This is a genomic window from Paraburkholderia adhaesiva, from assembly GCF_021390575.1.
In the GTDB taxonomy this organism is placed as follows: Bacteria; Pseudomonadota; Gammaproteobacteria; order Burkholderiales; family Burkholderiaceae; genus Paraburkholderia; species Paraburkholderia adhaesiva.
The window spans coordinates 1,603,872-1,628,331 of record NZ_JAJEJQ010000001.1 but is presented as its reverse complement, the minus strand read 5'-3'; the positions used below and the strand labels follow the sequence as shown (position 1 = coordinate 1,628,331).

Below are 24,460 nucleotides of genomic sequence, written 5' to 3'. Positions count from 1 at the left end.
GTATAGACAACTAGCCAGCCCGATCCCATCGTACTTCAGGGTATCGAGGCTTGCAGTGCAGGCCAGCTTTGGTCCGAAGTGCAATGTCGACAATCGCTTTAGGAGACTTCATGAAGAAACTTGCTTTGTGCGTCGCGCTCGCTCTTGCTGCCGGTGGCGCTTATGCGAAGGATTGGTCCACGATCCGCTTCGGTACGGACGCCAGTTATGCCCCGTTCGAATCGAAGGCGCCCGATGGCAAGCTCGTCGGCTTCGATATCGACCTCGGCAATGAGATCTGCCGACGCCTCAATGCGAAATGCGTGTGGGTCGAGCAGGATTTCGACGGCATGATTCCTGGCCTGAAGTCGCGGAAATTCGACGGCGCGCTCTCCGCTTTGACGATGACGCCGCAGCGCGAACAGCAGATCGCCTTCTCCGCCAGGATGTACAACACGCCGACGCGCCTCGTCGCGAAGAAAGGCTCCACCGTGCTTCCGACCATCGAGTCGCTCAAGGGCAAGACGGTCGGCGTCGAACAAGGCTCGACCCAGGAGACCTACGCGAAGGAGAACTGGGCGTCGAAGGGCGTCAACGTCGTCACCTATCAGAACCAGGATCAGGTCTATCAGGACCTGCAGTCGGGCCGTCTCGACGCGGCGCTGCAGGACGAAATACAGGCCAACCTGGGCTTCCTGAAAACCCCGCGCGGTGCCGGCTTCGCGTTCGCCGGCCCGCAGATCCCGACGGGCGCCGCCGCCATCGGCATGCGCAAGGACGACGCCGACCTCAAGTCGAAGATCGACAAAGCGATTGCCGACATGGTCAAGGACGGTACGTACAGGAAGATCGCGTCGAAGTATTTCGACTTCGACGTCTACGGCAGCTGAATCCGGCCGTCTCCAATCGCTTGAACAAGGGAGCGCGGGCCGCGCCAAGGCGCGTCGCGCGCTCTGCTATCGAGGAAATCCACCCATGCATTTTCACGGCTTCGGCCCACTACTCCTCGCGGGCACGTGGGAAACCATCAAGCTTGCGGTGCTATCGCTTGCTGCGGCGTTCGTGCTTGGGCTCGCCGGCGCTGCGGCGAAGCTTTCGCCGAACCGCCTGCTTTCCCGCATCGGCACGATGTACACGACGCTGATCCGTGCGGTGCCCGATCTCGTGCTGATGTTGCTGTTGTTCTACGGCATCCAGATCTGGCTGAACAATCTGACCGACGCGCTGAGCATGGACCAGATCGACATCGACCCCTTCGTAGCAGGCGTAGTCACGCTCGGCTTCATCTACGGCGCGTACTTCACCGAGACCTTCCGCGGCGCATTTCTCGCCGTGCCCCGCGGACAGATCGAGGCCGGCTTTTCGTATGGCATGAGTGCCCGGAGAGTCTTCACGCGCATCCTGTTCCCGCAGATGATGCGCTTCGCGCTGCCGGGCATCGGCAATAACTGGCAGGTGCTCGTGAAGGCAACCGCGCTTGTTTCGATCATCGGACTCGCCGACGTGGTGAAGGCCTCGCAGGACGCCGGGAAGGCGACCCAGGCGTTCTTCTTTTTCACGCTCATCACAGGTGCCATCTACCTCGCGATCACCACCGTTTCCAACTTCGCATTGCATCGCCTCGAAAAGCGCTATTCGATCGGCGTCCGGAGGGCTGCGCTGTGATCGCACTTCTTCAGGAATACTGGCGGAATTTTCTCTACAGCGACGGCTTCAACTACACCGGCCTCGTCATTACGCTCTGGTTACTGGTGGTCTCGATCGCACTGGGCTTCCTGCTCGCCGTGCCGCTGTCCATCGCGCGCGCGTCGCGTAACGCCTGGATTTCGCGCCCCGTCTGGTTTTACACGTATGTGTTTCGCGGCACGCCGCTCTATGTCCAACTGCTGCTCGCTTACACCGGCATCTACAGCTTGCACTTCGTCCACTCACACGAAGTGCTGGGCGCGTTCTTTCGCAGCGCCATGAACTGCACGCTACTGGCGTTCACCCTCAACGAGTGCGCCTACGCCACGGAGATCTTCGCCGGATCGATCAAGGAAACCGCTTACGGCGAAATCGAAGCGGCCCTCGCCTACGGCATGTCGAAGTACAAGCTTTATACGCGCATCATCCTGCCCTCTGCATTGCGGCGTGCGCTGCCCTCGTACAGCAACGAAGTGATCCTGATGCTGCACGCCACGACGCTCGCCTTCACCGCGACCGTACCGGACGTTCTGAAAGTGGCACGCGACGCGAACTCCGCGACCTACATGACCTTCCAGGCTTACGGTATCGCCGCCGCGATTTACGCGGCCATCGTCTTCGCCCTGATCTGGGCATTCCGCCGCATGGAAACACGCATGCTGGCTTACCTGAAACCGCAAGGGCACTGAACCCCAGGCCGCCCCGATGGAGTGTATTGAGCAATGTACAAGCTGATTGTCGACGACCTGCACAAAAAGTTCGGCGAGAACGAGGTATTGAAGGGTGTGTCGCTCAAGGCGAAAGCCGGGGACGTGATCAGCCTGATCGGATCCAGCGGTTCGGGAAAGAGCACGTTTCTGCGGTGCATTAACTTCCTCGAATCGCCCTGCTCCGGACGCATCACGCTAAACGGCGAGGAAATCCGCACGACCACCGACCGCAGCGGTGCCTTGCGCGTGAGCGATCCGAAGCAGTTGCAGACGATGCGCACGCGCCTGTCGATGGTCTTCCAGCACTTCAACCTGTGGGCACATATGACCGTGCTCGAGAACATCATCGAAGCGCCGGTGAGTGTCCTGGGATTGAGTCGGAGCGAAGCCGAGGCCCGCGCGCGCAAATACCTGACGAAGGTGGGCCTTACGGCCGCCGTCGAGCACAAATATCCGTCGCACCTGTCGGGTGGCCAGCAGCAGCGCGTGGCGATCGCCCGCGCGCTGGCGATGGAACCGGAAGTCATGCTGTTCGACGAGCCGACTTCTGCGCTCGATCCCGAACTTGTCGGCGAAGTGCTGAAAGTCATGCAGGCGCTCGCGGAAGAAGGCCGCACGATGATCGTCGTCACCCACGAAATGGGGTTCGCGCGCAATGTGTCGAATCATGTGGTTTTCCTGCATAAGGGGAAAATCGAGGAGCAAGGCGATCCCCGGGAGGTCCTGAATGCGCCTCGCAGCGAGCGGCTGCAACAATTTCTGGCTGGGCGGCTGAAGTAGGTCTTACCTGTTGCGCCCACGCCGGCAAGCTGTGCGATCGATCATTCGACTCCTTCGAATGAAGATCGCATAGCCGGGACGCGCACCGCGTTGTTCCTTACGTAAATCCACACCCTCCTCCCTCGCATGCGCTAGTTCGCGCATGAACGTCCGCAGGACGCCGCTTGTTCAGCGACCACGCCGCTCCGTGTGCCCCGCGAGCTTGCCACTCGCGATCGTCGCGTCTTCCGGCCGCCAGACAAACAGAATCGCGCAGGCGCTGTCGATAACAGCAGCGACGTCCTATTCGACGGGATATTCCGCGAACGCATCGAGCGTTTGATGGCATGAGGCCAATTCTGAATCTCGCTCGACGGCGCACCTATATCCCGCGCAGGCCTAACCCGATGTCCTACATGACATTTCACATCGAACTACGCGTCGACCATGCGCCACCTGAGGGGATTCAGACGGCTTGACCGAAAACAATGACAACAGGCCGCGCTTGCGTAGCATGGGCCGTTACCCCCAGTAATCCATGCAACGCACCTGGTATGCACGCGTGTTTAACTGGATATTCAATAAGGTCTCCTTTTATATATCCACAACGATACACGCATGAAAAAGCCGTTAGTTGTTATCGTCTCTGCATTTGCCGCCGGCTATCTCGCTATCTCCGCCATTGCGTGGCACCACGACACCACCTACGCTGAGGCTTCCGTCGCGCGGCCCGCTGCGTCGCCCGAAGCAAGCCGCATTCGCAGCGTGTTCGATCGCAACGCGTGCTATTACTGCCACTCCGCCACCACGGTGCTACCGGGCTACGCCGCGCTGCCCGGTATCAAGCAACTCTCGGAGCGCGACGTGCAGACCGGCCTGCGTTATTTCCGACTGGATGCGATCTACGATTCCCTGCGCGATGGCACGCCGCCACCGGAGGCTGATCTCGCGAAAATCGAAGCCGTCACGAAGAATGGGACGATGCCGCCGCCGTTGTTCCGTTCGGTGCACTGGAGCACCGGGCTGACCGAAGACGACCGCCAAACCCTGCTCAACTGGATCGCGCAGTCGCGCCGTCAGTGGTACGCAACACAAGGCGCCGCCGAAGCATTCGCGAACGACCCCGTGCAGCCTTTGCCTGACTCGTTGCCTGTCGACAAGCGCAAGGTCGCGCTCGGCATGCGGCTTTTCCACGATACCCGGCTCTCCTCCGACAACACGATCTCGTGCGCAAGCTGTCACTCGCTTGCGACGGGCGGCGTGGACGGACGCAAATATTCGTTGGGCGTGAATGGGGGGCTGGGCGGAGTCAATGCGCCCACTGTGTTTAACGCGGCGCTCAATCACAAGCAGTTCTGGGACGGCCGCGCTGCTACGCTGCAGGACCAGGCTGGTGGCCCGCCGCTCAACCCCGTCGAAATGGCGTCCACGTCGTGGGATCAGATCGTCGGCAAACTCAAGCAGGATTCCGCGTTCACGAGCGACTTCGTCGCGGTGTATCCGGATGGATGGTCGGGTAGCAACATCACGAACGCCATCGCCGAATTTGAAAAGACGTTGCTGACGCCGAGCCGCTTCGACGCCTATTTGCGCGGAAACCTGCAAGCGCTGAACAGCGAAGAAGCGCGGGGTTACGCCCTCTTCAAGGAGAAGGGTTGTGCGACCTGCCACGTCGGAAAGAACCTGGGCGGACAATCGTTCGAGCACATGGGCCGCGCATCCGACTGGTTCGCCGCACGCGGCACTGAGCCGACCGAGGCCGACAATGGCCGCGCCAACGTCACGAAAGACCCGCTCGATGGCCGCTCCTTCAAGGTACCGGGACTGCGCAACGTCGAGCTGACGGCGCCGTACTTCCATGACGGCAGCGTGACCGGACTGCAGGAGGCTGTGCGCGACATGGCGAAATACCAGTTGGGCACAACGCTCTCCGATGACGACGAAAAGGCCATCGTGGCGTTCCTCAAGTCGCTGACGGGAACGTACAACCCCGTGCGCTAGTGGTGCGAACGCGGCACCCGATTCATCGCGCGCGTTCGGTGGACGCCCTCGCCACCGACGCGCGCATGGTCACACTCACGGGAAAGGTGCGCTCGATTGACCAGTGGGCCCCGTAGCATTGATTGATGAGCCAGCGCACGGCATTTCTCGTGAGTTCGGCGGTTGGAATATGCACTGACGTTAGCGCGGGCGCCATATAGGCCGTTGAATAGTCGTCGTCGTACCCAATCACCGAAACGTCGTGCGGGACGGATAAACCAGCCTGCTGCAGCCGCGCCAGCGCACTCATTGCCATCGTATCGTTCGCGCAGAAGAGCCCGGTAAAGTGCCGTCTCGCGTCGAGCAGCGTCTGCGCGGCGGCATAGCCGCCTTCCGGCGAAAAATCGGACTCTACGTGCTGAACAGCCTCGCGCGCGATACCGTGGCGCGCGAGTTCTGCGAAAAAACCGTTCAGGCGCGCGATATTGTCCGATGACAACGCCGGCCCGCCGATCACCGCAATCTCCCGATGTCCGTGCTCGATGAGCGTGCGCGCGGCGAGTTCGCCGCCGTGAAAATGATCGGCGCAGAAGGAAGACTCGGGTAACTGGCCGAACGCGCGATTCAAGAACGCCATGCGCGGATTCATGCCAGTCAGCATCGCGAGATCCTCGTCGTGCAGTTCGTGACCGATGACGACGACGCCGTCACAATCGCGCCCGATCAAAAAGCGCACTGCCTCGATGGCCTGCTCGCGCGGCGCCCCCTCCCCGCAACCGGTCGCCACCACGACGTGGCGGTGTACAGCACGCAGTTCCGTGTCGATTTCCTTGAGGATAGTGCCGTAGTAAGAGCCAAAGAACGTCGGCACAAAAAGGCCGATGATCCCGAGCGACTGCGTCGCCATGGCTCGCCCGATCGACGAAGGGCGAAAATTGAGTTGATCGATGGCGGCCTGCACGCGCGCGGCTGTCTCGGCCGATACCGGTCCGTTGCCCGATAGTGCCCGCGACGCCGTGGAAAGCCCCACCCCTGCCAGCGCCGCAACATCTTTCAGGGTTGCCACGTCCTGTTCTCCCCTTTGCCGCAGCCGTTCATGCGCCGTCGCCGTTCAAAGGCGGTTGCCCGTTGCCTCGTCGAAGAGTGAGGCGTGTGCGCTGTCGAGGCCGAATGGCGCTACCGTGTCGGTCACAAGCGGCGTCTTGTCCTGATCGATCGACGCGATCTGCGCACCGTAGCATTCGAGCCACACTACACGATGATTGCCCATCGGTTCGACGAGCGTCACTCGGCCTTGCCACGCCGTATCGCCGGCACGCACCGCCCCTGCCACGCGCACGTCCTCGGGGCGTATTCCAAGCACGCACGGCCGCGTGAAATCAGGCGCGCTCCTGAACGCATAGCGTGTGACGTCCACCTCGATGTGCGGCGTGCGAAACCACAGCTTGCCCTCGCCGGCCGCAAGCGTGCCGTGCAACAGGTTCATCGGCGGTGCGCCGAGGAACGTGGCAACGAACAGATTGTCCGGTCGCGCGTAGACCTCGGCGGGTGTGCCGAACTGCTGGATTACTCCGCCCTTCATGACCGCCATGCGCGTGGCGAGCGTCATCGCCTCGACCTGGTCGTGCGTCACGTAGATCATCGTCGCGCCGAGTTGCTGATGCAGTTGCTTCAACTCGCGGCGCAATTCGGTACGCAGCTTCGCGTCGAGGTTCGAAAGCGGTTCGTCGAAGAGAAACACGTCCGCCTCGCGCACGATCGCGCGTCCGATCGCGACGCGCTGCCGCTGCCCGCCCGAAAGTTGCGCAGGCTTGCGCTTGAGCAGCGGTTCAAGCTGGAGCATGTCCGCCGCGCGCTTTACGCGTCGTTCAATTTCGGCCTTTGGCGTTCCATTGATACGCAACGCGAACGAAAGATTGCGCTCGACATTCATGGTCGGATAGAGCGCGTACGACTGGAAAACGAGCGCGATGCCTCGATCCTTCGGATCGGCCCACGTCATGTCTTCGCCGCCGATCTCGATGCTCCCTTCGGTCACATCGATCAACCCCGCGATACTGTGCAGCAGGGTGGACTTGCCGCAACCCGACGGCCCGAGCAGCACGACGAACTCGCCGCCGCGCACGTCGAGATCGAGGTTCTCGATGATTGTGTTTGCCCCAAGTTCGATGCGCAAGTTGCGCACCGCTACGTTCGCCAGTTCCGCCATCTCCTGCTCCTTGGGCTACCCCTTTACGGCACCCGACGCGATGCCGCGCACGAACCAGCGTCCCGAAATGAAATAGATCGCGAGCGGCACGAGCGACGTGAGTATCGTCGCGGCCATGTTGACGTTGTAGAGCCGCTCGCCCGTTGTGGTGTTGATGATGTTGTTCAGCTGAACGGTCATGGGCAGATTCTTCGTGCCAGCGAATACGAGACCGAGAATGAAGTCGTTCCAGATACCCGTGACCTGCATGATGATCGCGACGACGATGATAGGCACCGACATCGGCAACATCAGCTGGGCGAAGATGCGCCAGAATCCGCCGCCGTCGATTCGCGCGGCCTTGAACAGTTCCTCCGGCAGCGACGCATAGTAGTTGCGGAACAGAAGCGTCATCACAGGCATACCGAAGATCGTGTGAATCACGACGATGCCGGGCAGCGAGCTGAACAGGTGCACGGTCGCGAGCACGCGCACGAGCGGATAGACCATCACCTGAACTGGGATGAATGCGCCCGCGAGCAGGATGCCGAACAGCACGCCGGCTCCGCGCGGCCGCCAGAGCGAGAGCGCGTAGCCGTTCACGGCGCCCACGGCAATCGAGAAGAAAGTGCTCGGCACGACGATGCGCACCGAGTTCCAGAAGCCTACCCGAATGCCGCCACAATCGAGCCCCGTACACGCCGATGCCCACGCGTCGCGCCACGGAGCCAGGGTGAGATTCACGGGCAGCGCGAGCAGATTGCCGAGCCGGATCTCCTCCATCGGCTTCACCGACGTCACGAGCATCACGTAAAGCGGCAGCAGGAAAAAGAGCGCAGCAGTGAAAAGAAAGGCATAGACGCCCACGCGCGCCGGTGTGAGGCGCGAACGCCGTTTTGGACGAGCGTGTGCGGGCTTCGCTCGCAGGCGTGATGCGGCCTCCGGCAAATCGGCGAGCGGTGCGCTCATCGACGCTCTCCTTTGAGGGCCGCGCGGCTGCGTGCGTAGAAGAACGGGGCGAGGATCGCGAGCACGGTTGCGAGCAGGACGATCGAAGCCGCGGACGCTAGTCCGATGTTCGCGCGATTGAACAGATAGTCCATGATGAACTTCGCGGGTACTTCGCTAGCAGTACCGGGGCCGCCCTGGGTCATCGCCACGACGGCGTCGTAGAGCTTCACCACCATCACGAAGAGCAGCACGAATGCCGTGGAAAGCGATGTCCTGAGCATCGGCACGACGATGCTCGCGTAGACGCGCCAGCGCGGAATACCGTCGAGCCGCGCGGCCTTCCAGATTTCGTCGTCGATGCCGCGCAGGCCGGCCAGCATCAGCGCCATCACGAGCCCCGACGCCTGCCACACCGTCGCGATCACGAGTGTGTAGATTGCGAAGCGCTGCGAGACGATCCAGTCAAAACGCGCATCGGTAAAGCCAAGGTGATGCAGTACGGACTGCACGCCGAGCTGGGGGTTGAGAATCCACTGCCACACGAGCCCCGTGGCGACGAAGGACATCGCGTACGGGTAAAGGAATACCGTGCGCAGTGCGCCTTCGGCCACGACGTGCTGGTCGATATAGATCGCGAGCAGCAGCCCCAGCACGAGGCAGGCTGCAATAAAGCACGCGCCGTAGATCGCGATATTCTGCAGCGAACCGATCCAGCGGTCATTCTGGAAGAGCCGGACGTACTGCGTCGCGCCCGCGAAGGTATTCGAGGGCAGTGAGCGCGAAAAGGTCAGCGAAACGTGCGCCGTCCATAGCATTGTGCCCAGATAAGCGAACACCACGGTCGCAGCCATCGGCACCAGTGCGATCCACGCGGCGACCGACAGACGCCGCCGCGTGGACCCTCGCGGCCGCGCCTGCCGTCTCGCGGGATGCAGCTTGAGCGCGTACATGAAAAGGCTTAGCTCCGGATTGCCGTAGCAAAGGCCTTCTGCGCGTCCTCGACCGACTGGTTCTTGTTCCAGAAGTTCGTAATGACGTCCTGCAGCGCGCCCTGCACGTCAGGCGGAATCAGCATTTCCGGGTTAGGCAGCTGCCGCGACTTGTCCTTCATGATCGCCATGCCCTCCTTCGCGCAGACGTCGAAGCCCGATGTGTCGACGTCCGGCCGGATCGGAATCGAGCCCTTGCGCTGGTTGAACGCCTCCTGCGCCGCGGGTGATGTCATCACAGTCGCAAGCAACTGTTGCGCTTTGACTTGTTCCGTGTTGTCGGTCTTCGGGAACACGAATACGTCGCCGGCGATCATGTACGGCGGCTTCGGCCCGAAACCCGGAAAGCAGCCGAAGTCCTTGCCCGCTACCTGGTTCGCGGCCGAGAACTCGCCCTTCGCCCAGTCGCCCATGATCTGCATGCCGGCCTTACCCGTAATCACGAGCGCCGTTGCGTCGTTCCAGTTGCGTCCCGGCGAGCCCGGGTCCACATAATTGTGCAGACGTTTGAAAGTCGTCAGCACGTTCCGGAAGGCCGGGGTATTCACGGCATTCGCGTCGCGATCGCGATAGACCTTCATGTACAGGTCGCGATCCATATCGGCGAAGACCGCGTCAAAAGTGATTTTCTCCTGCCATGCCTGGCCGCCCAGCGCGAGCGGGATGACCCCGGCGGCCTTGAGCTTGTCGAGATCGGCGAAAAGTTCGTCGAACGTTTTCGGCTCATCCTTGATGCCGGCCTTCGTGAACGCTGGCTTCGAGTAGAAGAACCAGTCCTGCATGTGGATGTTGACCGGCACGGCGTAGTAGTGGCCCTTCACCTTGATCGAAGTGAGGATCGACTCGGGAAAGATTGCATCCCACTTTTCCTTCGCTGCGACTGCATCGATATTATTCAGGAGTCCCTGGTCGATGAGATCATGAAACTGCTTCGACGTGTTGAATTGCGCGGCCGTGGGCGGCTCGCCGCCGACGATCCGGTTGATCGCCGTCGAGCGCGCCTGGTCCGCGCCCGCGATGGCGTTGTCGACCCACTGTCCGCCCGCCTGGTCGTAAGCAAGCGCGAACTGTTTGATGGCGGCGGACTCGCCGCCTGAAGTCCACCAGTGGATCACGTTGGCCTTGAGCGGCGCTGCGGCATGTGCCGCGAATGCGCCGGCCAACATCAGTGCGGCTACCACGCCGCGCAGGACAGGTACATTATGTTTCATTGTGTCTCCTCCGGTCTTTCCGGGTTGCCGTGCATGAACGGTCACTACGTGGTTACCGCAAACCGGTCTAGCGCGCACGCATTATGCCGCACCGCGCGTGCGGCGTTCCTCGATGAAACGCTGAAGCAATTCGGCACTGCGCTTGACGGTGCGCTTTTGCGTGTCGTAGTCGACATGGACGACGCCAAAGCGCCGCTCATAGCCAAACGCCCATTCGAAGTTGTCGAGCAGCGACCACACGAAATAACCACGCACGTCCACGCCTGACTTGATGGCGGCATCGACTGCTGCGAGATGGCGCTTGAGGAACGCAATCCGTTGTGCGTCATCCACCCGGCCGTCGATCACGCTATCGTTCGACGCCATGCCGTTCTCGGTGATGTAGATGGGCGGCAGGTTGTCATAGGCGTCACGAAAGCCGGTGAGCAGATCGCGCAAACCGTCTGGGTAAACTTCCCAACCCATCTGCGTGCGCTCGACGCCATCGAGCGGCACCTCGACGAAACCATGCGCGCCATCGCTCTTTACGTTGGTCCGGAAATAGTAGTTGATGCCGAGGAAATCGAGCGGCGCCGAGATCGTGCGCATATCCCCGTTGAGCACCAGCGGTTCAGCGCCGGGCCACAACTCGAACAGATCCTGCGGATACGTGCCACAGAGCAGCGGGTCGAGAATCCACGCGTTGTGCTGCACCTCGAACAAATGCGCTGCGCGCACGTCAGCGGCGGACGACGAATCCGCCGTACCGCGTCCCACGTTCGCGACGAGGCCTTTCGCCGAGCCCGGGTCATTAGCACGCAGCGCCGGAATCGCGAGGCCGTGCCCGAGCAGCAGATGGTGCATCGCCTGCGTCGCATAGCGAACATTCGCGAGACCAGGCGCGTGATGACCACTACCGTAGCCGAGATACGCCGAGCACCATGGCTCGTTGAGCGTCATCCAGCCATCGACGAGGCCCGCGAGTTCGCGGCTCATGAGGTCGGCATAGTCGGCGAAGCGCCAGGCCGTCTCACGGTTGAGCCAGCCACCGCGGTCTTCCAGATGCTGTGGCAGGTCCCAGTGGTAGAGCGTCGCAAACGCGCGTATGCCCTTCTCTTTCAGGCGTTCGAGCAGGCGCTTGTAGAAGTCGATGCCCTTCGTGTTCGGGCGGCCCGCGGCGTCCATCACGCGCGGCCACGCAATCGAGAAGCGATAGGCCTCGAAATTCAGGTTGTCGAGGAGGTCGAGATCGGCTTCCCATCGGTGATAGTGATCGCAGGCCACCGCACCCGTGTCGCCCGCGAGCACTTTTCCGGGCGTCGCGCTGAAGGTGTCCCAGATCGACGGAAGACGGCCGTCCTCGGCGATGGCGCCCTCGATCTGATACGACGCCGTGGCTGCTCCGAGCAGAAAGTCACGGCGCCATAGCGACGATTCGGCAGATGGCGTGAACGCATCGTCCGGCGCGACGGTGTGGGCGGAATACGGCGAAGCGGCTGGATCTTGTATCACGAAAGCTCCTTCGCTAGACCGTCGACCTGGCGCGCGCAGCGCCCGCAACGGTAAGAAGTGGAAGCGCTTCCACACGCTTGTGGCGCAAGATTGCAGCGGCGAATTCGCCGGGACAATCGGGGTTTGTCTGGACGCGCCGCAGAAAGCTTTTCGCAAGCTATGCGCAATCATCCAGGATCGCTATCTGGTGCCGATCCCGGCGCCGCGTTCACTCTTCCGTATGAATCTGGAGGTCGGGTCGCGCGGCAGCCAGCGCCTCGTGTAGCGTCGTGTAGAGGTTTTCTGCGCCAACCACGCGCGTGATGCCATGCCGGTCCATGTCCGAACGCAAATAGCGGTTCACGCGGCCGAAAATGACCTTCACACCCCGGTTCGAAAGAGATTCGCACAAGTCGCCCACCGAGCGCCCAGCCGAATAATCCAGATCGGTGATTGCTGCCGCGTCGATGACGAAGCAGCGCACCGTCGTCGGCGCATGATCGACCAGGTGCCGGACCTCATCGACGAACAGATGGTCGTTCGCGTAGAACAGATCGGAGCCGAAGCGGTAGACGATCAATCCGGGCGCGGTCTGCATGCCGGGCTGCGTCGGTTCGGGCTGCCAGCGGCCCTGCTCGCCCGGCAACAGCACCATAGTGTGCGGCCGGTAGCTATGACGCACGTGACGAAGCAGAGACAGCCCGATCGCGATCAGAATGCCGTTCTCCACACCGATCACCACCACGGCCAGCGCCGTCGTCAATGCGAGCAGGAATTCGCCAGGACTTTCGCGTCGGATGGCGTACATCTGCCGGACATGGACCAGCCCTACGGCGATCGTGAACACAATCGCGGCCAGCACGCAGTGAGGCAGGTATTGCAGCCAGTGGCCGAGGAACAGCAACACGACGAGCACGACGCCTGCGAACACGAGTTGCGCCAACTGGCTGCGAGCGCCCGCCTCAACGGCCATGGCCGTCTGCGTGAGGCTGCCGTTCACGACAAAGGCGCCGCTCAAGCCCGCGACGGCATTCGCCACAGCCAGACCGAGCAGGTTGACGTCCTCGTCGACGCGTTCACCGTAGCGCTCTGCAAAGGCACGGCTCGTCGCTGCGCTCTGCGCGACGATGACAACGACGCACGCTGCGGACACCTGCAGCAGGTCGAACACCTGAAATAAATCGACGGAGGGAAACGTGACGGGCGGCAATCCGCCCGCTACAGGACCGATCACGGCGATGCCGTGTGCAGCAAAGTTCAGGGTCGCGCTCGCGACTATGCCGCCCACCACGGCGATAAGCGGCACTGGCCAGCGAGGCCGGTAATGTTTGAAGAACAGGATTGCCACGACGACAAACGCCGCGATGCCCAACGCCGACCCGTTGATGTGCGGCAATTGCGTCACGATCTCACGAATCTGCACAACGGTGCGCCGCGAAGTCACTGCAATGCCGAGCATGTCGCCGAGCATCGCAATGCCCACCTGCACGCCGACGCCGGTCAGGAAGCCAACGAGCACGGTCCGCGAGAGAAAATCGGCTAGAAAGCCGAGGCGAAAAACACGCGCGATTAATAGCAGCACGGCAGTGAGCAGCGCGGTCATGCCTGCGAGCGCAACGTATTCCGCGCTGGACGGCGTGGCCATCGTCGAGAGACGGCTTGCGAAGATCGTGGCTGTCGCGGAATCGGCGGCCACGACGAGATGTCGCGACGCGCCGAAGATCGCGAACGCAATGACAGGCAGAAAGCCCGTATACAAGCCAGTGACGCCAGTCATGCCCGCAATGCGTGCGTAACCGAGTAACTGCGGGATGTTCATGAACGCGAGCATCACGCCCGCGCGCGAATCGCGTAGCGCCGACGCGCGGCTCAACGGCCGCAGGCCCTTGAATGGTTCAAATGCCATGGCGCCATCCGTTGGATCTCTGCATCCGCGCATGCCCCTTCAATCGGTTTCGATGAGCGCGTATGGTAGCGCGGCCGAGCACTTTGCTACGCGCTAGCCAACATGCACGGAGGAAACGAAAAAGGCCAGCACGCAGGCTGGCCTTCAACGCGATGGACGAGACTCTCGAAGCGCGAGCGACAGCCGGCGCGACTACGCCCTCACCGGCGGCGGCATGTAACGACAGTCGTAGCGCTTGCGCACGGTGCCGTTTTCGTCGACGCTTTCGAGAAACACGTCGAACTGCCACAGCCTTGCCATGTGACGGAGCACCTCATCCGTGTCGCCGGAGAGATGGCGGTTGTCGCTCATGAAGTGGCGCAGCGTGAGACTGCGGTCGCCGCGCGTGTTGACCGACCACACCTGGATGTTCGGCTCCCGGTGATGCATGTCGTACTGCCGCGAGAGCGCCTGACGCACATACTGGTAGCCGCTTTCGTCGTGGATCGCCGAGACTTCCAGCGCGTCGCGCATGTCATCGTCGAGTACAGAGAAAAGCCGCATTTCGCGAATCAGATGCGGCGAGAGGTATTGCGCAATAAAGCTCTCATCCTTGAAATTACGCATGGCGTAGTGCAGCGACTTGAGCCACGGGCTACCCGCGAGTTCGGGAAACCATTTGCGGTCTTCGTCAGTGGGGTTTTCGCAGATGCGGCGAATGTCGCTCATCATCGAGAACCCCAGTGCATACGGATTGATGCCGCTGTAATAGGGCTTCGTGACCGGTGGCTGATACACGACGTTGCTGTGCGAATGCAGGAACTCCATCATGAAGCCGTCTTCCAGCTTGCCCTGCGTATAGAGCGTGTTGAGCAGCGTGTAATGCCAGAACGTAGCCCATCCTTCGTTCATGACCTGCGTTTGTCGCTGAGGATAGAAGTACTGACCGATTTTCCGCACGATGCGGATCACCTCGCGTTCCCATGGTTCGAGAAGCGGCGCGTTTTTTTCGGCGAAGTACAGCAGATTTTCCTGTGGCTCGGGCGGAAAACGCTCCTCTACTTCTTCGGCGACCGGTTGATGTCTCGCGGGGAGCGTGCGCCACAAATCGTTGACCTGCGACTGCAGATAGACCTCGCGTTCGCGACGCATGGCGGCTTCGCGTTCGAGCGAGAGCTTCTGCGGGCGCTTGTAGCGGTCCACGCCATAGTTCATCAGCGCGTGGCAGGAGTCGAGCAGTTCCTCGACGCGATCGAGGCCATAGCGCTCTTCACATTCCGCGATGTAGTTCTTCGCGTAGACGAGGTAGTCGATGATGGCGTGCGCGTCTGTCCACAGACGGAACAGGTAATTGCCCTTGAAGAACGAATTGTGGCCGTAAGCCGCATGCGCGATGACGAGCGCCTGCATCGTCATCGTGTTCTCTTCCATGAGATACGCAATGCACGGATTCGAGTTGATGACGATCTCGTACGCCAGCCCCATCTGGCCGCGCCGGTAGCTTTTCTCGGTCGAGAGAAAGTGCTTGCCGAAGGACCAGTGGCGATAGTTCACCGGCATGCCCACCGATGCGTAGGCATCCATCATCTGCTCGGCGCTGATCAGCTCGAGCTGGATCGGATAGACATCCAGCTCATATTGCTCCGCAACGTGCGAGATGTGCGTGTCGTACTCCTCGATCAACTCGAAGGTCCAGTCGGACGGGCACGGCAACGGCCTTTTATCGGCTACGTTCATCTGCACTTCCTTTCGCTGGCTTTGCGCGCGCTGCGTCTCACGGGCGGGCTCGGCGGCGGACGCAGCGGCGTCCTCCTGCACGCCATGCTGCCCTTTTTCGTGGCCGCCAGTTTTTTGGCGCTCCGGCTGGTAGCCGCGCGCTTCGTTGTGCAAGTGGCGCGTCGTCATGATGTCTCCACCTGCTTTTCGAAAAGCTCCCGGAAAACCGGGTAGATATCCGCCGCGGTGTCGACTTTTTTCATCGCCAGATGCGGTTCGGTGAGCGCCAGCTGTGCGTATTCGAGCCAGAGATTTTGCTCTTCCGGCGTCACCTGAATATACGCAAAATACCGCACCTTTGGCAGGATGTCATCCGCGAGGATCTTCTTGCACTTGGGTGAATCGTCCGTCCAGTTATCGCCGTCCGACGCCTGCGCTCCGTAGATATTCCAGTCGGTCGGCGAATAACGGTCCTCGATCACCTCCCTCATCAGTTCCAGCGCGCTGGAAACGACCGTGCCCCCGCTTTCGGTCGAATGGAAGAACGTATCTTCGTCCACCTCTTCGGCGCGCGTATGGTGGCGGATGAAAACCACCTCGATGCGCTCGTAATTGCGCTTGAGGAACAGGTAAAGCAGGATGAAAAAGCGCTTGGACAGATCCTTGCGCTGTTCGTCCATCGAACCCGATACATCCATCAGACAAAACATGACCGCCTGGCTCGACGGCTGCGGTTGTTTTATGCGGTTGATGTAACGCAGGTCGAAAGGATCGATGAACGGGATGCGCCAGATGCGTCCGCGCAGATGGTGAATCTGTTCTTCGAGCGCGCGGATTTCTTCGCGCCGGTCGGCGGGATCGGCCTTGAGCACCTCGAGTTGCTCTTCGAGGTCGTGAAGTTCGTTGACAAGTGGTGCGCCAAGCGCGATGCGGCGCCCGAGCGCGCTGCGCAGGGAACGCACGACGTCGATGTTGTTGGGTGTGCCCTCGGCCGCCCAGCCCACGCGGATGCTCTTCCACGTAGGCACGGCCATCAGATGGGTTTTGACGAGACGCGGCAGTTCGAGGTCGTCGAAGAAGTACTGCATGAACTCTTCGCGCGAAAGCTCAAAAACGAAATCGTCCTGCCCTTCGCCCTCGTTGCTCGCCTGGCTCCCGCCGCCGCCCCCACCGCCCTGCGGACGTGGAATGCGGTCGCCGCGCACGTAGTCCTCGTTACCCGGATGGACCATCTCACGCCGCCCGCCAGGACCGTGGCGGAATGACGGTTCGGCGATGTCCTTTCGCGGAATCGTAATGCTCTGGTTCTTTTGTATGTCCTTGATGCTTCGGTCGCGCACCGCCTCCGAGACGGCGTGACGAATATAGTTTTTCACGCGGCGCAAAAAGCGCTCGCGGTTTGCAATGCTCTTGTTCTTGCCGGCCAGCCTGCGGTCGATGATTTGATGAAGCACATCCAGTCTCCCGCTCGAGTTTCGAATGGCGAGGCGCTGCGCGATTTGCGCGTGCGGCGCAGGCCGTCTACTTCGCGCTTACGGCCATGCGGTGCGTGCCACGCCGGAAGTCCGCGCGGGCGGCCTGTGTGCAGCACAGGTCGCGCCCCGAACGGACAGTAAAGCCACGTCGCTCATGACGACTTGCGCACCCGCAGATACCAGTCGCAGAGCAACCGTACCTGCTTCGGCGTATAACCCTTCGTCACCATGCGGTTGACGAAGTCTTCATGCTTGCGCTGCTCTTCTGCCGAGCCTTTCGCATTGAACGAGATGACCGGCAAAAGCTCTTCCGTATTGGAGAACATCTTCTTCTCGATAACCACGCGCAATTTCTCGTAGCTAATCCACGCCGGATTCTTTCCGGCGTTGCCTGCGCGCGCGCGCAGCACGAAGTTGACGATCTCGTTGCGGAAGTCCTTGGGATTACTGATGCCCGCAGGCTTCTCGATCTTCTCCAGTTCGGCGTTGAGCGCCGCGCGGTCGAAACTTTCGCCCGTATCGTGGTCGCGGAACTCCTGATCCTGAATCCAGAAGTCGGCATACGTGACGTAGCGGTCGAATATGTTCTGGCCGTATTCCGAATACGATTCGAGGTAAGCGGTCTGGATCTCCTTACCGATGAACTCTGCGTAGCGCGATGCCAACACGTCCTTCACGAACGACAAAAACTTCTGCTCCGTTTCCGGCGGGAACTGCTCGCGCTCGATCTGCTGTTCGAGCACGTACATCAGGTGCACCGGATTGGCGGCGACTTCGGTCGAATCGAAGTTGAACACGCGAGAAAGAATCTTGAATGCGAAGCGCGTGGAAACGCCGTTCATGCCTTCATCCACGCCAGCGAAGTCGCGATACTCCTGATACGACTTTGCCTTCGGATCGGTGTCCTTGAGGTTTTCACCGTCGTAGACCTGCATCTTCGAAAAGAGGCTGGAATTCTCGGGCTCCTGAAGACGCGTGAGCACGGAAAACTGGGCCATCATCTTGAGCGTGCCAGGCGCGCACACGGCATCGGCCAGCGACGAATTGCGCAGCAGCTTCTCGTAGATCTTCATCTCTTCCGAGTAGCGCAGGCAGTACGGCACTTTCACGACAAAAATCCGGTCGAGCAGTGCTTCGTTATTCCGGTTGTTGCGGAACGCCTTCCACTCGGACTCGTTCGAGTGCGCGAGGATGATGCCGTTGAACGGAATCGCGCCGAATCCTTCGGTGCCCTTGAAATTGCCTTCCTGCGTCGCGGTGAGCAGCGGGTGCAGCACCTTGATCGGCGCCTTGAACATTTCGACGAATTCGAGCAAACCCTGATTCGCGAGGCACAGGCCGCCGGAATAGCTGTACGCATCGGCATCATCTTGCGCGTATTGTTCGAGCTTGCGGATATCGACCTTGCCGACGAGCGAGGAGATGTCCTGATTGTTCTCGTCGCCTGGCTCCGTCTTCGCAATGCCGATCTGCCGCAGGATCGAAGGATAGCGGCGCACCACGCGGAACCGGCGGATATCGCCGTTGTACTCGTGCAGACGCTTGACCGCCCAAGGGCTCAGCACGCTCTTGAGATAGCGGCGCGGAATGCCGTACTGCTCTTCGAGAATGGGTCCGTCTTCGTCGTAATCGAACAGCCCGAGCGGCGATTCGTTCACCGGCGATCCCTTGATCGCATAGAACGGCACGCGCTCCATGAGCTGCTTGAGGCGCTCGGCAATCGACGATTTGCCACCGCCCACCGGACCGAGCAGATAGAGAATCTGTTTCTTTTCTTCGAGGCCCTGGGCCGCGTGGCGGAAATACGCGACCACCTGCTCGATCACGTCCTCCATGCCATAGAACTCGCGGAACGCGGGATAAACCTTGATGACCTTGTTCGCGAAGATGCGCGACAGGCGAGGATCGTGGCGAGTGTCTATCTGTTCGGGTTCCCCGATTGCAGTCAGCATGCGCTCGCCTGCTGTGGCGTACGCACTGGGATCTTCTTTGCAGAGCGCGAGATACTCCTCAAGCGAGAACTCTTCCTCTCGCGTTTTTTCGAAGCGGGTCGCGAAGCTGCTGTAGATATCCATGCTACCTCCTCGCTAGATCTGCGACGGATGTCGTGCGCGGCGCGCCCACAGGAAACGACATCGCTCGAATTCATCCTAAACCCTTTTCTATTTTTTTTCACACATAAATCGCGCCTGATGTCCTGGTGGAAAGAGCGCTTGGAGGGCCGCCGATCACGCCGTACAATTATCTTCCCCGCTCGCGCAATATTCAGGCCGCGCAGCATCCGGAAGGCCTGATCCACACTATGCGTCAGCGCCCTGGTGCACAGGGCGTATCGTCATCGAGCCTACCCACAGTCTCACCCACTTCTCGTAGCCTCACTGTGCCTTTGCGCGCTGTTGTCACTACACGTCACCGTTTATTTTTTTCCCGCTTTACGTGCAAGTGCCGCATGTTTCGTTAGCCTCACATGCGTATACGGGATTCGCCCTGGGTCGCGTCCCTGTCCCTGAAGTCAGTAGTGCTTTTGCTGCGAACGAAACTGGCAGGCCCGACAGTTTGTGCGGGCAATGAACACGAGGCAAAAAAGAAAGCCGTCGCGCGCTGCGCCGACGGCTTTAGTTTGTTCGAGACCGGGGTGCCGCGGCGCAGCCCGCTTCAAACGAACTCGACTTCCACCTCGCCGAGTCCGTCGATATGGCCGTGTAACAACCCAGGTGCGTCGAGGCGATGCGCGCCGACGTATGTGCCCGTTGTCACGGTCCACTCGGATTCGATCGTGATGCCCATGGCCGCACAGTGGTTGACGAACCACACCAGCAACTCGCGGGGGTCCCCCGCGGGATTGCCGGACGCCTCGGACACGAGCGACGCACCATTGAACGTCAGTTCAAGCCGCGGCGCGACGAAATCAAACGAGCGGGCGAGCGCACTATATGGAACCGCATGGCCGGTCACGAGCGCGCCGTTGTTCTGCGCGTCGGCGAGTTGCGCGAGCGGCGCAACGTTAGGCCATTCGGCGAAGCGGCTGTCCACGATCTCGATGGCCGGCAGGATCTGCCCGACCCGCGCGAGGACCTCGTCGCGCGCATAGGCATCGCCGCGCGGGGCGATAGGCTCGGCGAAGCGAAACGCAACCTCCAGTTCCACCAGCACGCGGAAGAACGCCTGCTGTTCGAGGCGTGCGGGCGACGCGTAGACGAGCGGCGCCGGTATCGGCGCACCCGATGCCGGGGCTCCCGGCGCACGCGCGCCGACCTTCCACGCCCCCGTGCTCATGCCAAGGCCGGCTAGCACCGCCTGCTGGACGGCATAGGCCGTGGCCGCATCGGGCGGCAAGCGCTCGGGCTCCACAGTGACGATCGGTCGATGCTGGCGGCGCGCATTCACGAGTAGCTGCGCGAGATGGTCATGCGTCATGTCTGGGTCCTTTTGTTCCGTCACACACGACCGGCACCAGGCGCCGGCGAACTCGGGTGTCGTTGCGTCGGGGGCGCTTCCGTCGGGAATGCCCGCGGCAAAACACGAGGGCCCGGAGCGCCGCAGGGCGGCGCCCGAATGCCGACGCGCGCAGTGTACCGCGCCACCGGACCACGGTCATGGTAGCGTCCCTCAATTTACCGTAACTGTGATGCCGCAGCGTGCGGGTTCCCACGGAGCGGAATGAAAAGTAACGCTATTGCAGCGCAGCGGCGCGACCGTGGGCAGCGCGCGGGAGCGCTTGCCCAATGTGGCAGTACGACGCCCAGCCCCGGTGTGCCAAATAGTGAGAAACCTCAGACTCGCCGGGCCGCAAGGCTGCAACGCGTCGCGTGGCAGCGCCCCGGGCGGTTAGACCGGCACCTCGTGCAAGCGCGGAATGGAGGGTTGCGCGCCCGCACGCGTCACCGAGATCGATGCTGCGCGCAATGCGAACTGCACGGCTTCGGGCGCCGCGACGCCAGCGGCCAGTCTTGCAGCGAGAGCGCCGATGAACGTGTCGCCGGCAGCGGTCGTATCGATCGCGGCAACACCCGGCGCCGGCCACTGCACGGCCGGCGAATCCCCGAGCAGCGCGCAGACGCCCTGTGCCCCGAGCGTCACGATCACGTTGCGCGCGCCCTGGCCGCGGAGCGCCACGGCAGCGCGTCCGGCGTCCTCGGGCGTGCTTGCCGGCAGACCCGTGAGTGCGGCGGCTTCGAGTTCGTTCGGTACAAGGTAGTCGATGAGCGGCAGCCACCCGGCCGGCAACGGACCTGTGGCTGGTGCGGGGTTGAGGATCGTCGTCTTCCCGAGCCGTCTCGCGACGGTAAGCGCCGCATGCACGGCGTCATAAGGCGTTTCGAGCTGGCAGACCACCACGTCGGCCTGTGTGAGCACGGCTTCGTGCCGGGCAATCGTGTCGGGGGTCACGTCACCATTGCTGCCCGCGACGATGACAATCGCATTCTGGCTCGCATCGTCGACGACAATCAGCGCCACGCCGCTAGGCGCCTGTGACGACGTTTCCAGCGCGCTGCAGTCGATGCCCTCTGCGGCTAGTCCCGCGCGGAGCACCGCACCGTTGGCATCGGCGCCGGTGCAGCCGATCATCGCGACCTGCGCGCCGAGTCGAGCGGCGGCCACCGCCTGGTTGCCGCCCTTGCCGCCGGCGACCTGTGCAAACGCGCTTCCCGCGAGCGTTTCGCCGGGATGAGGCAGGCGCCGCGCGCGCACGACGAGGTCCATATTCAGGCTGCCGACCACGGCGACGCGTCCGCGTGCGGGTCGGGTGAGCGTTTCAGTCGCCACAGGCTCTCCTGCGTAGAGACATTGTGTCTGGTGGCGCTGCGCGCGTTTTCGCAGATCGCTTCAAACGTCCGCTTGAAACGGCCCCTGCAAGCGCCTCCTTCAGGCGGCCCCTTCCAGCACGGCGCTTGAGGTCGCGACCTGCTCCGGCTCGACCGCCCCGGAAACCGGCCCAGTCGATTCTCGCACGATGAGCCGCGGCGCCGCCACGTGCCGGGCTCCGGGCGGCGACGCCTCGGCTCCACCCGAGATGCGCTCGATCAGCTTGAGCGCCGCCATTTCGCCGAGCGCACGTACCGAGTGTCCGACCGTCGACAGCGCCGGCCAGGTGAAACGGCCAAACTCGATATCGTCGAACCCGATGATCGAGCAATCGCCCGGCACGGAAACGCCGCACTCAGCCGCGGCGCGCAACGCGCCAATAGCCATCATGTCGCTGCAGGCGAAGATCGCGGTGGGACGCACGGTGTCGAACAGTTGCGCCGCCGCGCGATAGCCGCCCGGTCCCGAGAAATCACTCTCCACGATCGCGCCCGGCGCAATCTCGAGGCCGCGCGCGGCCATCGCACGCAGGAAGCCGTGCACGCGCATCGCGCTCACGGCCGTCGAGACCGGTCCCGTGATGCAGCCGATGCGAGAGTGGCCTTGTTCGATCAGGTGCCGCGTCGCGAGCCACGCACCCCGCTCGTGGTCGATCTGCACGAGATCGGCGCTGAGGCCTTCAATGTTGCGGTCCACCACGACGAGCGGCTCGCGCGCGTCCGCGAGGGTCGCCGCGAGCACCGCGTCTTCACCGGCCGACGCTACGATCAGACCGTCGATGCGCTTCTCCTGCAGCACGCGCAAATAGTTGCGCTGCTTGACCGGATCGTCGTCCGAGTTGCAGAAGAAGACGCAATAGCCCTTCTGCGCGCAGCCGTCCTCGACGCCGCGAGCCAGTTCCGCGAAGTACGGATTCGTGCCGTTCGGCACCAGCAAACCAATCGTCGCAGTCGAGCGCGCCTTGAGCGAACGCGCCACCGCTGAAGGCACGTAGTTCAGCTCGCGAATCGCACGCTCGACCTTGGTTCGAACGTCTGCCGACACTGGCCGCGAGTTGTTCACCACGTGAGACACCGTGGTGAACGACACCCCCGCTACGGCGGCCACATCCTTGATCGTCGCCATTTTCTTATTGCTCCTGCCTCGTTTGCTGCCTGTTGCGGCCGCGTCGCGCTGCCCGGTTCGCCCGCTACTGCGAGCGCCGCGATGCGGAAATTGCCCCCCGACACGCCGCACGTGCCGCGCGGACCACGCTCCGGGTCCGCGCAGCGCCCGCACCTGCGGGATCCGCGCTACAGGTACGCACGCTACGCGTGGCATTTGGGCGGTGGCATGCAAAGCACGGTGCGCCTGACCGCCATCCAGCCAGCCGGCGCGCCGATATCGTCGCCATCACCTAACACATAACGGCTTACAGGCGCATTTCTTGAGACCTATTTTTCAGCAGACGCTGCAAACTACGCCCTGCGGGGCTGGCGTCACTTCACCACGACCATGGCCGCCCCTTCGACGGGCGCGGCACCCCAGAATTTTTCGTGTATTTCCCGGTGGTCTCGAAGTTTGCCTCTATTCCGGACGAGGCCGGCCCGACTGCGCACCTGGCCGTGCGCCGCTGTGTGCGGCCGGATTCAGAGCCACCCGCCGCGGCGGAACAGGAAGTACAGGATCACGTCGATGGCCGCCATCGCCGCGAGGCAGATCTGGAAGCCGAAGCGGGACTGCAATGCGGGAATCGACTGGAAATTCATCCCGTAGATCCCCGCGATCAGGGTGGGCACGGCGAAAAGCGCGGCGAACGCGCCAAGCCGCTTGGTCACCTCGCCCTCCGCGACCGAAATCATGCCGAGGTTCACCTGAACCGCCGTAACGATCATGTCGCGGCGTGCGTCGATCATGTTCGATACGCGCACGAGGTGGTCATAGACATCGCGGTAGTACGCCTGCATGCCCGTGCAGATGGCCGGAACGCGCCCGCCGACAAGCTTGCCCACCGCATCCACAAGCGGCGTGATGTGATGCTGGAGGATCACGAGGCGGCGCTTGAGCGAATAGAGATCCTGGATGATCGCGCGCGAGTCGGCGAGGCTGTGCTTCTCGAAGATGCGGTCCTCGAGTTCCTCGATCTCTTCCGAAAGCACCTCCACGACCGGCGTGTACCGGTCGACGACGCTGTCGATGAGCGCGTAAAGCACGAAACCCGCGCCTTCCTTGAGCAACTCCGGCTCGCGCTCGCAGCGCGCACGCACGTCCTGAAAGCCCTTCTGAGCGCGATGGCGCACCGAAACCACGAAGTTCGGCCCCGCGAATATATTCACCTGGCCGATGATCAGTTCGCCGTCGTCGCCGGTCTCGATGGTGTGCAGGACCGTGAAGAGCGTGTCGCCGTAATCCTCGATCTTCGGCCGCTGTCCGCCTCTCATGACGTCTTCGATAGCGAGCACATGCAGGCCGAATTCCTCCTTCATGGCAGCCATCTCGGCATCGTCGGGGTCCTTGAGCGCGACCCAGACGAAGCACTCGGATTTGGCGAGGTAGTCGCTGATGTCCTTGATCGCGACATCGCCCAGTTTTTTGCCGTTCTGATACGCGGCGCAATTGATCAGCATGTGTTTTTCATTCCGCCGACGGGCGCAGCCCGTGGTGAGGTTGACCTGC

19 protein-coding genes are annotated in these 24,460 nt (G+C 62.0%); 5 read left to right on the top strand and 14 right to left on the bottom strand.

What is annotated here, in order from left to right; translation table 11 throughout:
- Positions 1-110: 110 nt before the first annotated feature.
- From L0U80_RS07270 to L0U80_RS07250, 5 genes are all read left to right on the top strand, one after another.
- Positions 111-869 carry an ABC transporter substrate-binding protein gene (locus L0U80_RS07270; RefSeq protein WP_233863290.1) on the top strand — a complete coding sequence of 253 codons (759 nt, stop codon included), beginning with the start codon at positions 111-113 and terminating at the stop codon, positions 867-869.
- An 85-nt stretch (positions 870-954) separates the two neighbouring features.
- The gene (locus L0U80_RS07265) at positions 955-1,644 is read left to right on the top strand and encodes an ABC transporter permease (protein WP_233863289.1); all 690 of its coding nucleotides are present in this window, start codon (positions 955-957) and stop codon (positions 1,642-1,644) included.
- Positions 1,641-2,354 (top strand): ABC transporter permease, encoded by a 714-nt coding sequence (locus L0U80_RS07260; protein ID WP_233863288.1) that lies wholly within the window; start codon positions 1,641-1,643, stop codon positions 2,352-2,354. The genes L0U80_RS07265 and L0U80_RS07260 overlap by 4 nt, the downstream gene beginning before the upstream one ends.
- A gap of 33 nt (positions 2,355-2,387) precedes the next feature.
- On the top strand, positions 2,388-3,155 hold the full coding sequence (locus tag L0U80_RS07255; protein WP_233863287.1) for an ABC transporter ATP-binding protein: 768 nt from the start codon (positions 2,388-2,390) through the stop codon (positions 3,153-3,155).
- Between the two features lie 597 nt (positions 3,156-3,752).
- Positions 3,753-5,135, top strand: coding sequence for a cytochrome c peroxidase (locus L0U80_RS07250; RefSeq protein WP_233863286.1), 1,383 nt, complete (start codon positions 3,753-3,755; stop codon positions 5,133-5,135).
- A 22-nt stretch (positions 5,136-5,157) separates the two neighbouring features.
- Here L0U80_RS07250 and L0U80_RS07245 read toward each other — a convergent pair whose 3' ends face one another.
- From L0U80_RS07245 to corA, 14 genes are all read right to left on the bottom strand, one after another.
- Positions 5,158-6,180: a LacI family DNA-binding transcriptional regulator gene (locus L0U80_RS07245; RefSeq protein ID WP_233863285.1), complete on the bottom strand. Its 1,023-nt coding sequence runs from the start codon at positions 6,178-6,180 to the stop codon at positions 5,158-5,160.
- A gap of 45 nt (positions 6,181-6,225) precedes the next feature.
- A complete protein-coding gene (locus L0U80_RS07240; protein WP_233863284.1) occupies positions 6,226-7,323 on the bottom strand; it encodes an ABC transporter ATP-binding protein in 1,098 nt (365 codons plus the stop codon).
- A gap of 15 nt (positions 7,324-7,338) precedes the next feature.
- Entirely contained in the window at positions 7,339-8,271 is a 933-nt protein-coding gene (locus L0U80_RS07235; protein WP_233863283.1) for a carbohydrate ABC transporter permease, read from the bottom strand.
- Entirely contained in the window at positions 8,268-9,203 is a 936-nt protein-coding gene (locus L0U80_RS07230) for a carbohydrate ABC transporter permease (RefSeq protein ID WP_233863282.1), read from the bottom strand. Before L0U80_RS07230 ends, L0U80_RS07235 begins: the two co-directional genes overlap by 4 nt.
- Before the next feature lie 8 nt (positions 9,204-9,211).
- Positions 9,212-10,408, bottom strand: coding sequence for an ABC transporter substrate-binding protein (locus tag L0U80_RS07225; protein WP_233865743.1), 1,197 nt, complete (start codon positions 10,406-10,408; stop codon positions 9,212-9,214).
- Between the two features lie 126 nt (positions 10,409-10,534).
- Complete coding sequence (locus tag L0U80_RS07220; RefSeq protein ID WP_233863281.1) at positions 10,535-11,944, bottom strand: GH1 family beta-glucosidase; 1,410 nt, start codon at positions 11,942-11,944, stop codon at positions 10,535-10,537.
- A 208-nt stretch (positions 11,945-12,152) separates the two neighbouring features.
- Positions 12,153-13,829: a SulP family inorganic anion transporter gene (locus L0U80_RS07215; RefSeq protein ID WP_233863280.1), complete on the bottom strand. Its 1,677-nt coding sequence runs from the start codon at positions 13,827-13,829 to the stop codon at positions 12,153-12,155.
- 192 nt (positions 13,830-14,021) lie between these two features.
- Positions 14,022-15,713: a SpoVR family protein gene (locus L0U80_RS07210; RefSeq protein ID WP_233863279.1), complete on the bottom strand. Its 1,692-nt coding sequence runs from the start codon at positions 15,711-15,713 to the stop codon at positions 14,022-14,024.
- The gene (locus tag L0U80_RS07205) at positions 15,710-16,978 is read right to left on the bottom strand and encodes a YeaH/YhbH family protein (RefSeq protein WP_233863278.1); all 1,269 of its coding nucleotides are present in this window, start codon (positions 16,976-16,978) and stop codon (positions 15,710-15,712) included. The genes L0U80_RS07210 and L0U80_RS07205 overlap by 4 nt, the downstream gene beginning before the upstream one ends.
- Positions 16,979-17,151: 173 nt before the next feature.
- On the bottom strand, positions 17,152-19,074 hold the full coding sequence (locus tag L0U80_RS07200) for a PrkA family serine protein kinase (protein ID WP_233863277.1): 1,923 nt from the start codon (positions 19,072-19,074) through the stop codon (positions 17,152-17,154).
- Positions 19,075-19,654: 580 nt separating this feature from the next.
- Complete coding sequence (locus tag L0U80_RS07195) at positions 19,655-20,416, bottom strand: 2-keto-4-pentenoate hydratase (protein WP_233863276.1); 762 nt, start codon at positions 20,414-20,416, stop codon at positions 19,655-19,657.
- 411 nt (positions 20,417-20,827) lie between these two features.
- Positions 20,828-21,766 carry a ribokinase gene (rbsK, locus tag L0U80_RS07190; RefSeq protein WP_308444844.1) on the bottom strand — a complete coding sequence of 313 codons (939 nt, stop codon included), beginning with the start codon at positions 21,764-21,766 and terminating at the stop codon, positions 20,828-20,830.
- Between the two features lie 99 nt (positions 21,767-21,865).
- On the bottom strand, positions 21,866-22,930 hold the full coding sequence (locus tag L0U80_RS07185; protein WP_233863275.1) for a LacI family DNA-binding transcriptional regulator: 1,065 nt from the start codon (positions 22,928-22,930) through the stop codon (positions 21,866-21,868).
- A 503-nt stretch (positions 22,931-23,433) separates the two neighbouring features.
- The gene (gene corA, locus L0U80_RS07180) at positions 23,434-24,411 is read right to left on the bottom strand and encodes a magnesium/cobalt transporter CorA (protein ID WP_233863274.1); all 978 of its coding nucleotides are present in this window, start codon (positions 24,409-24,411) and stop codon (positions 23,434-23,436) included.
- Positions 24,412-24,460: the final 49 nt, after the last annotated feature.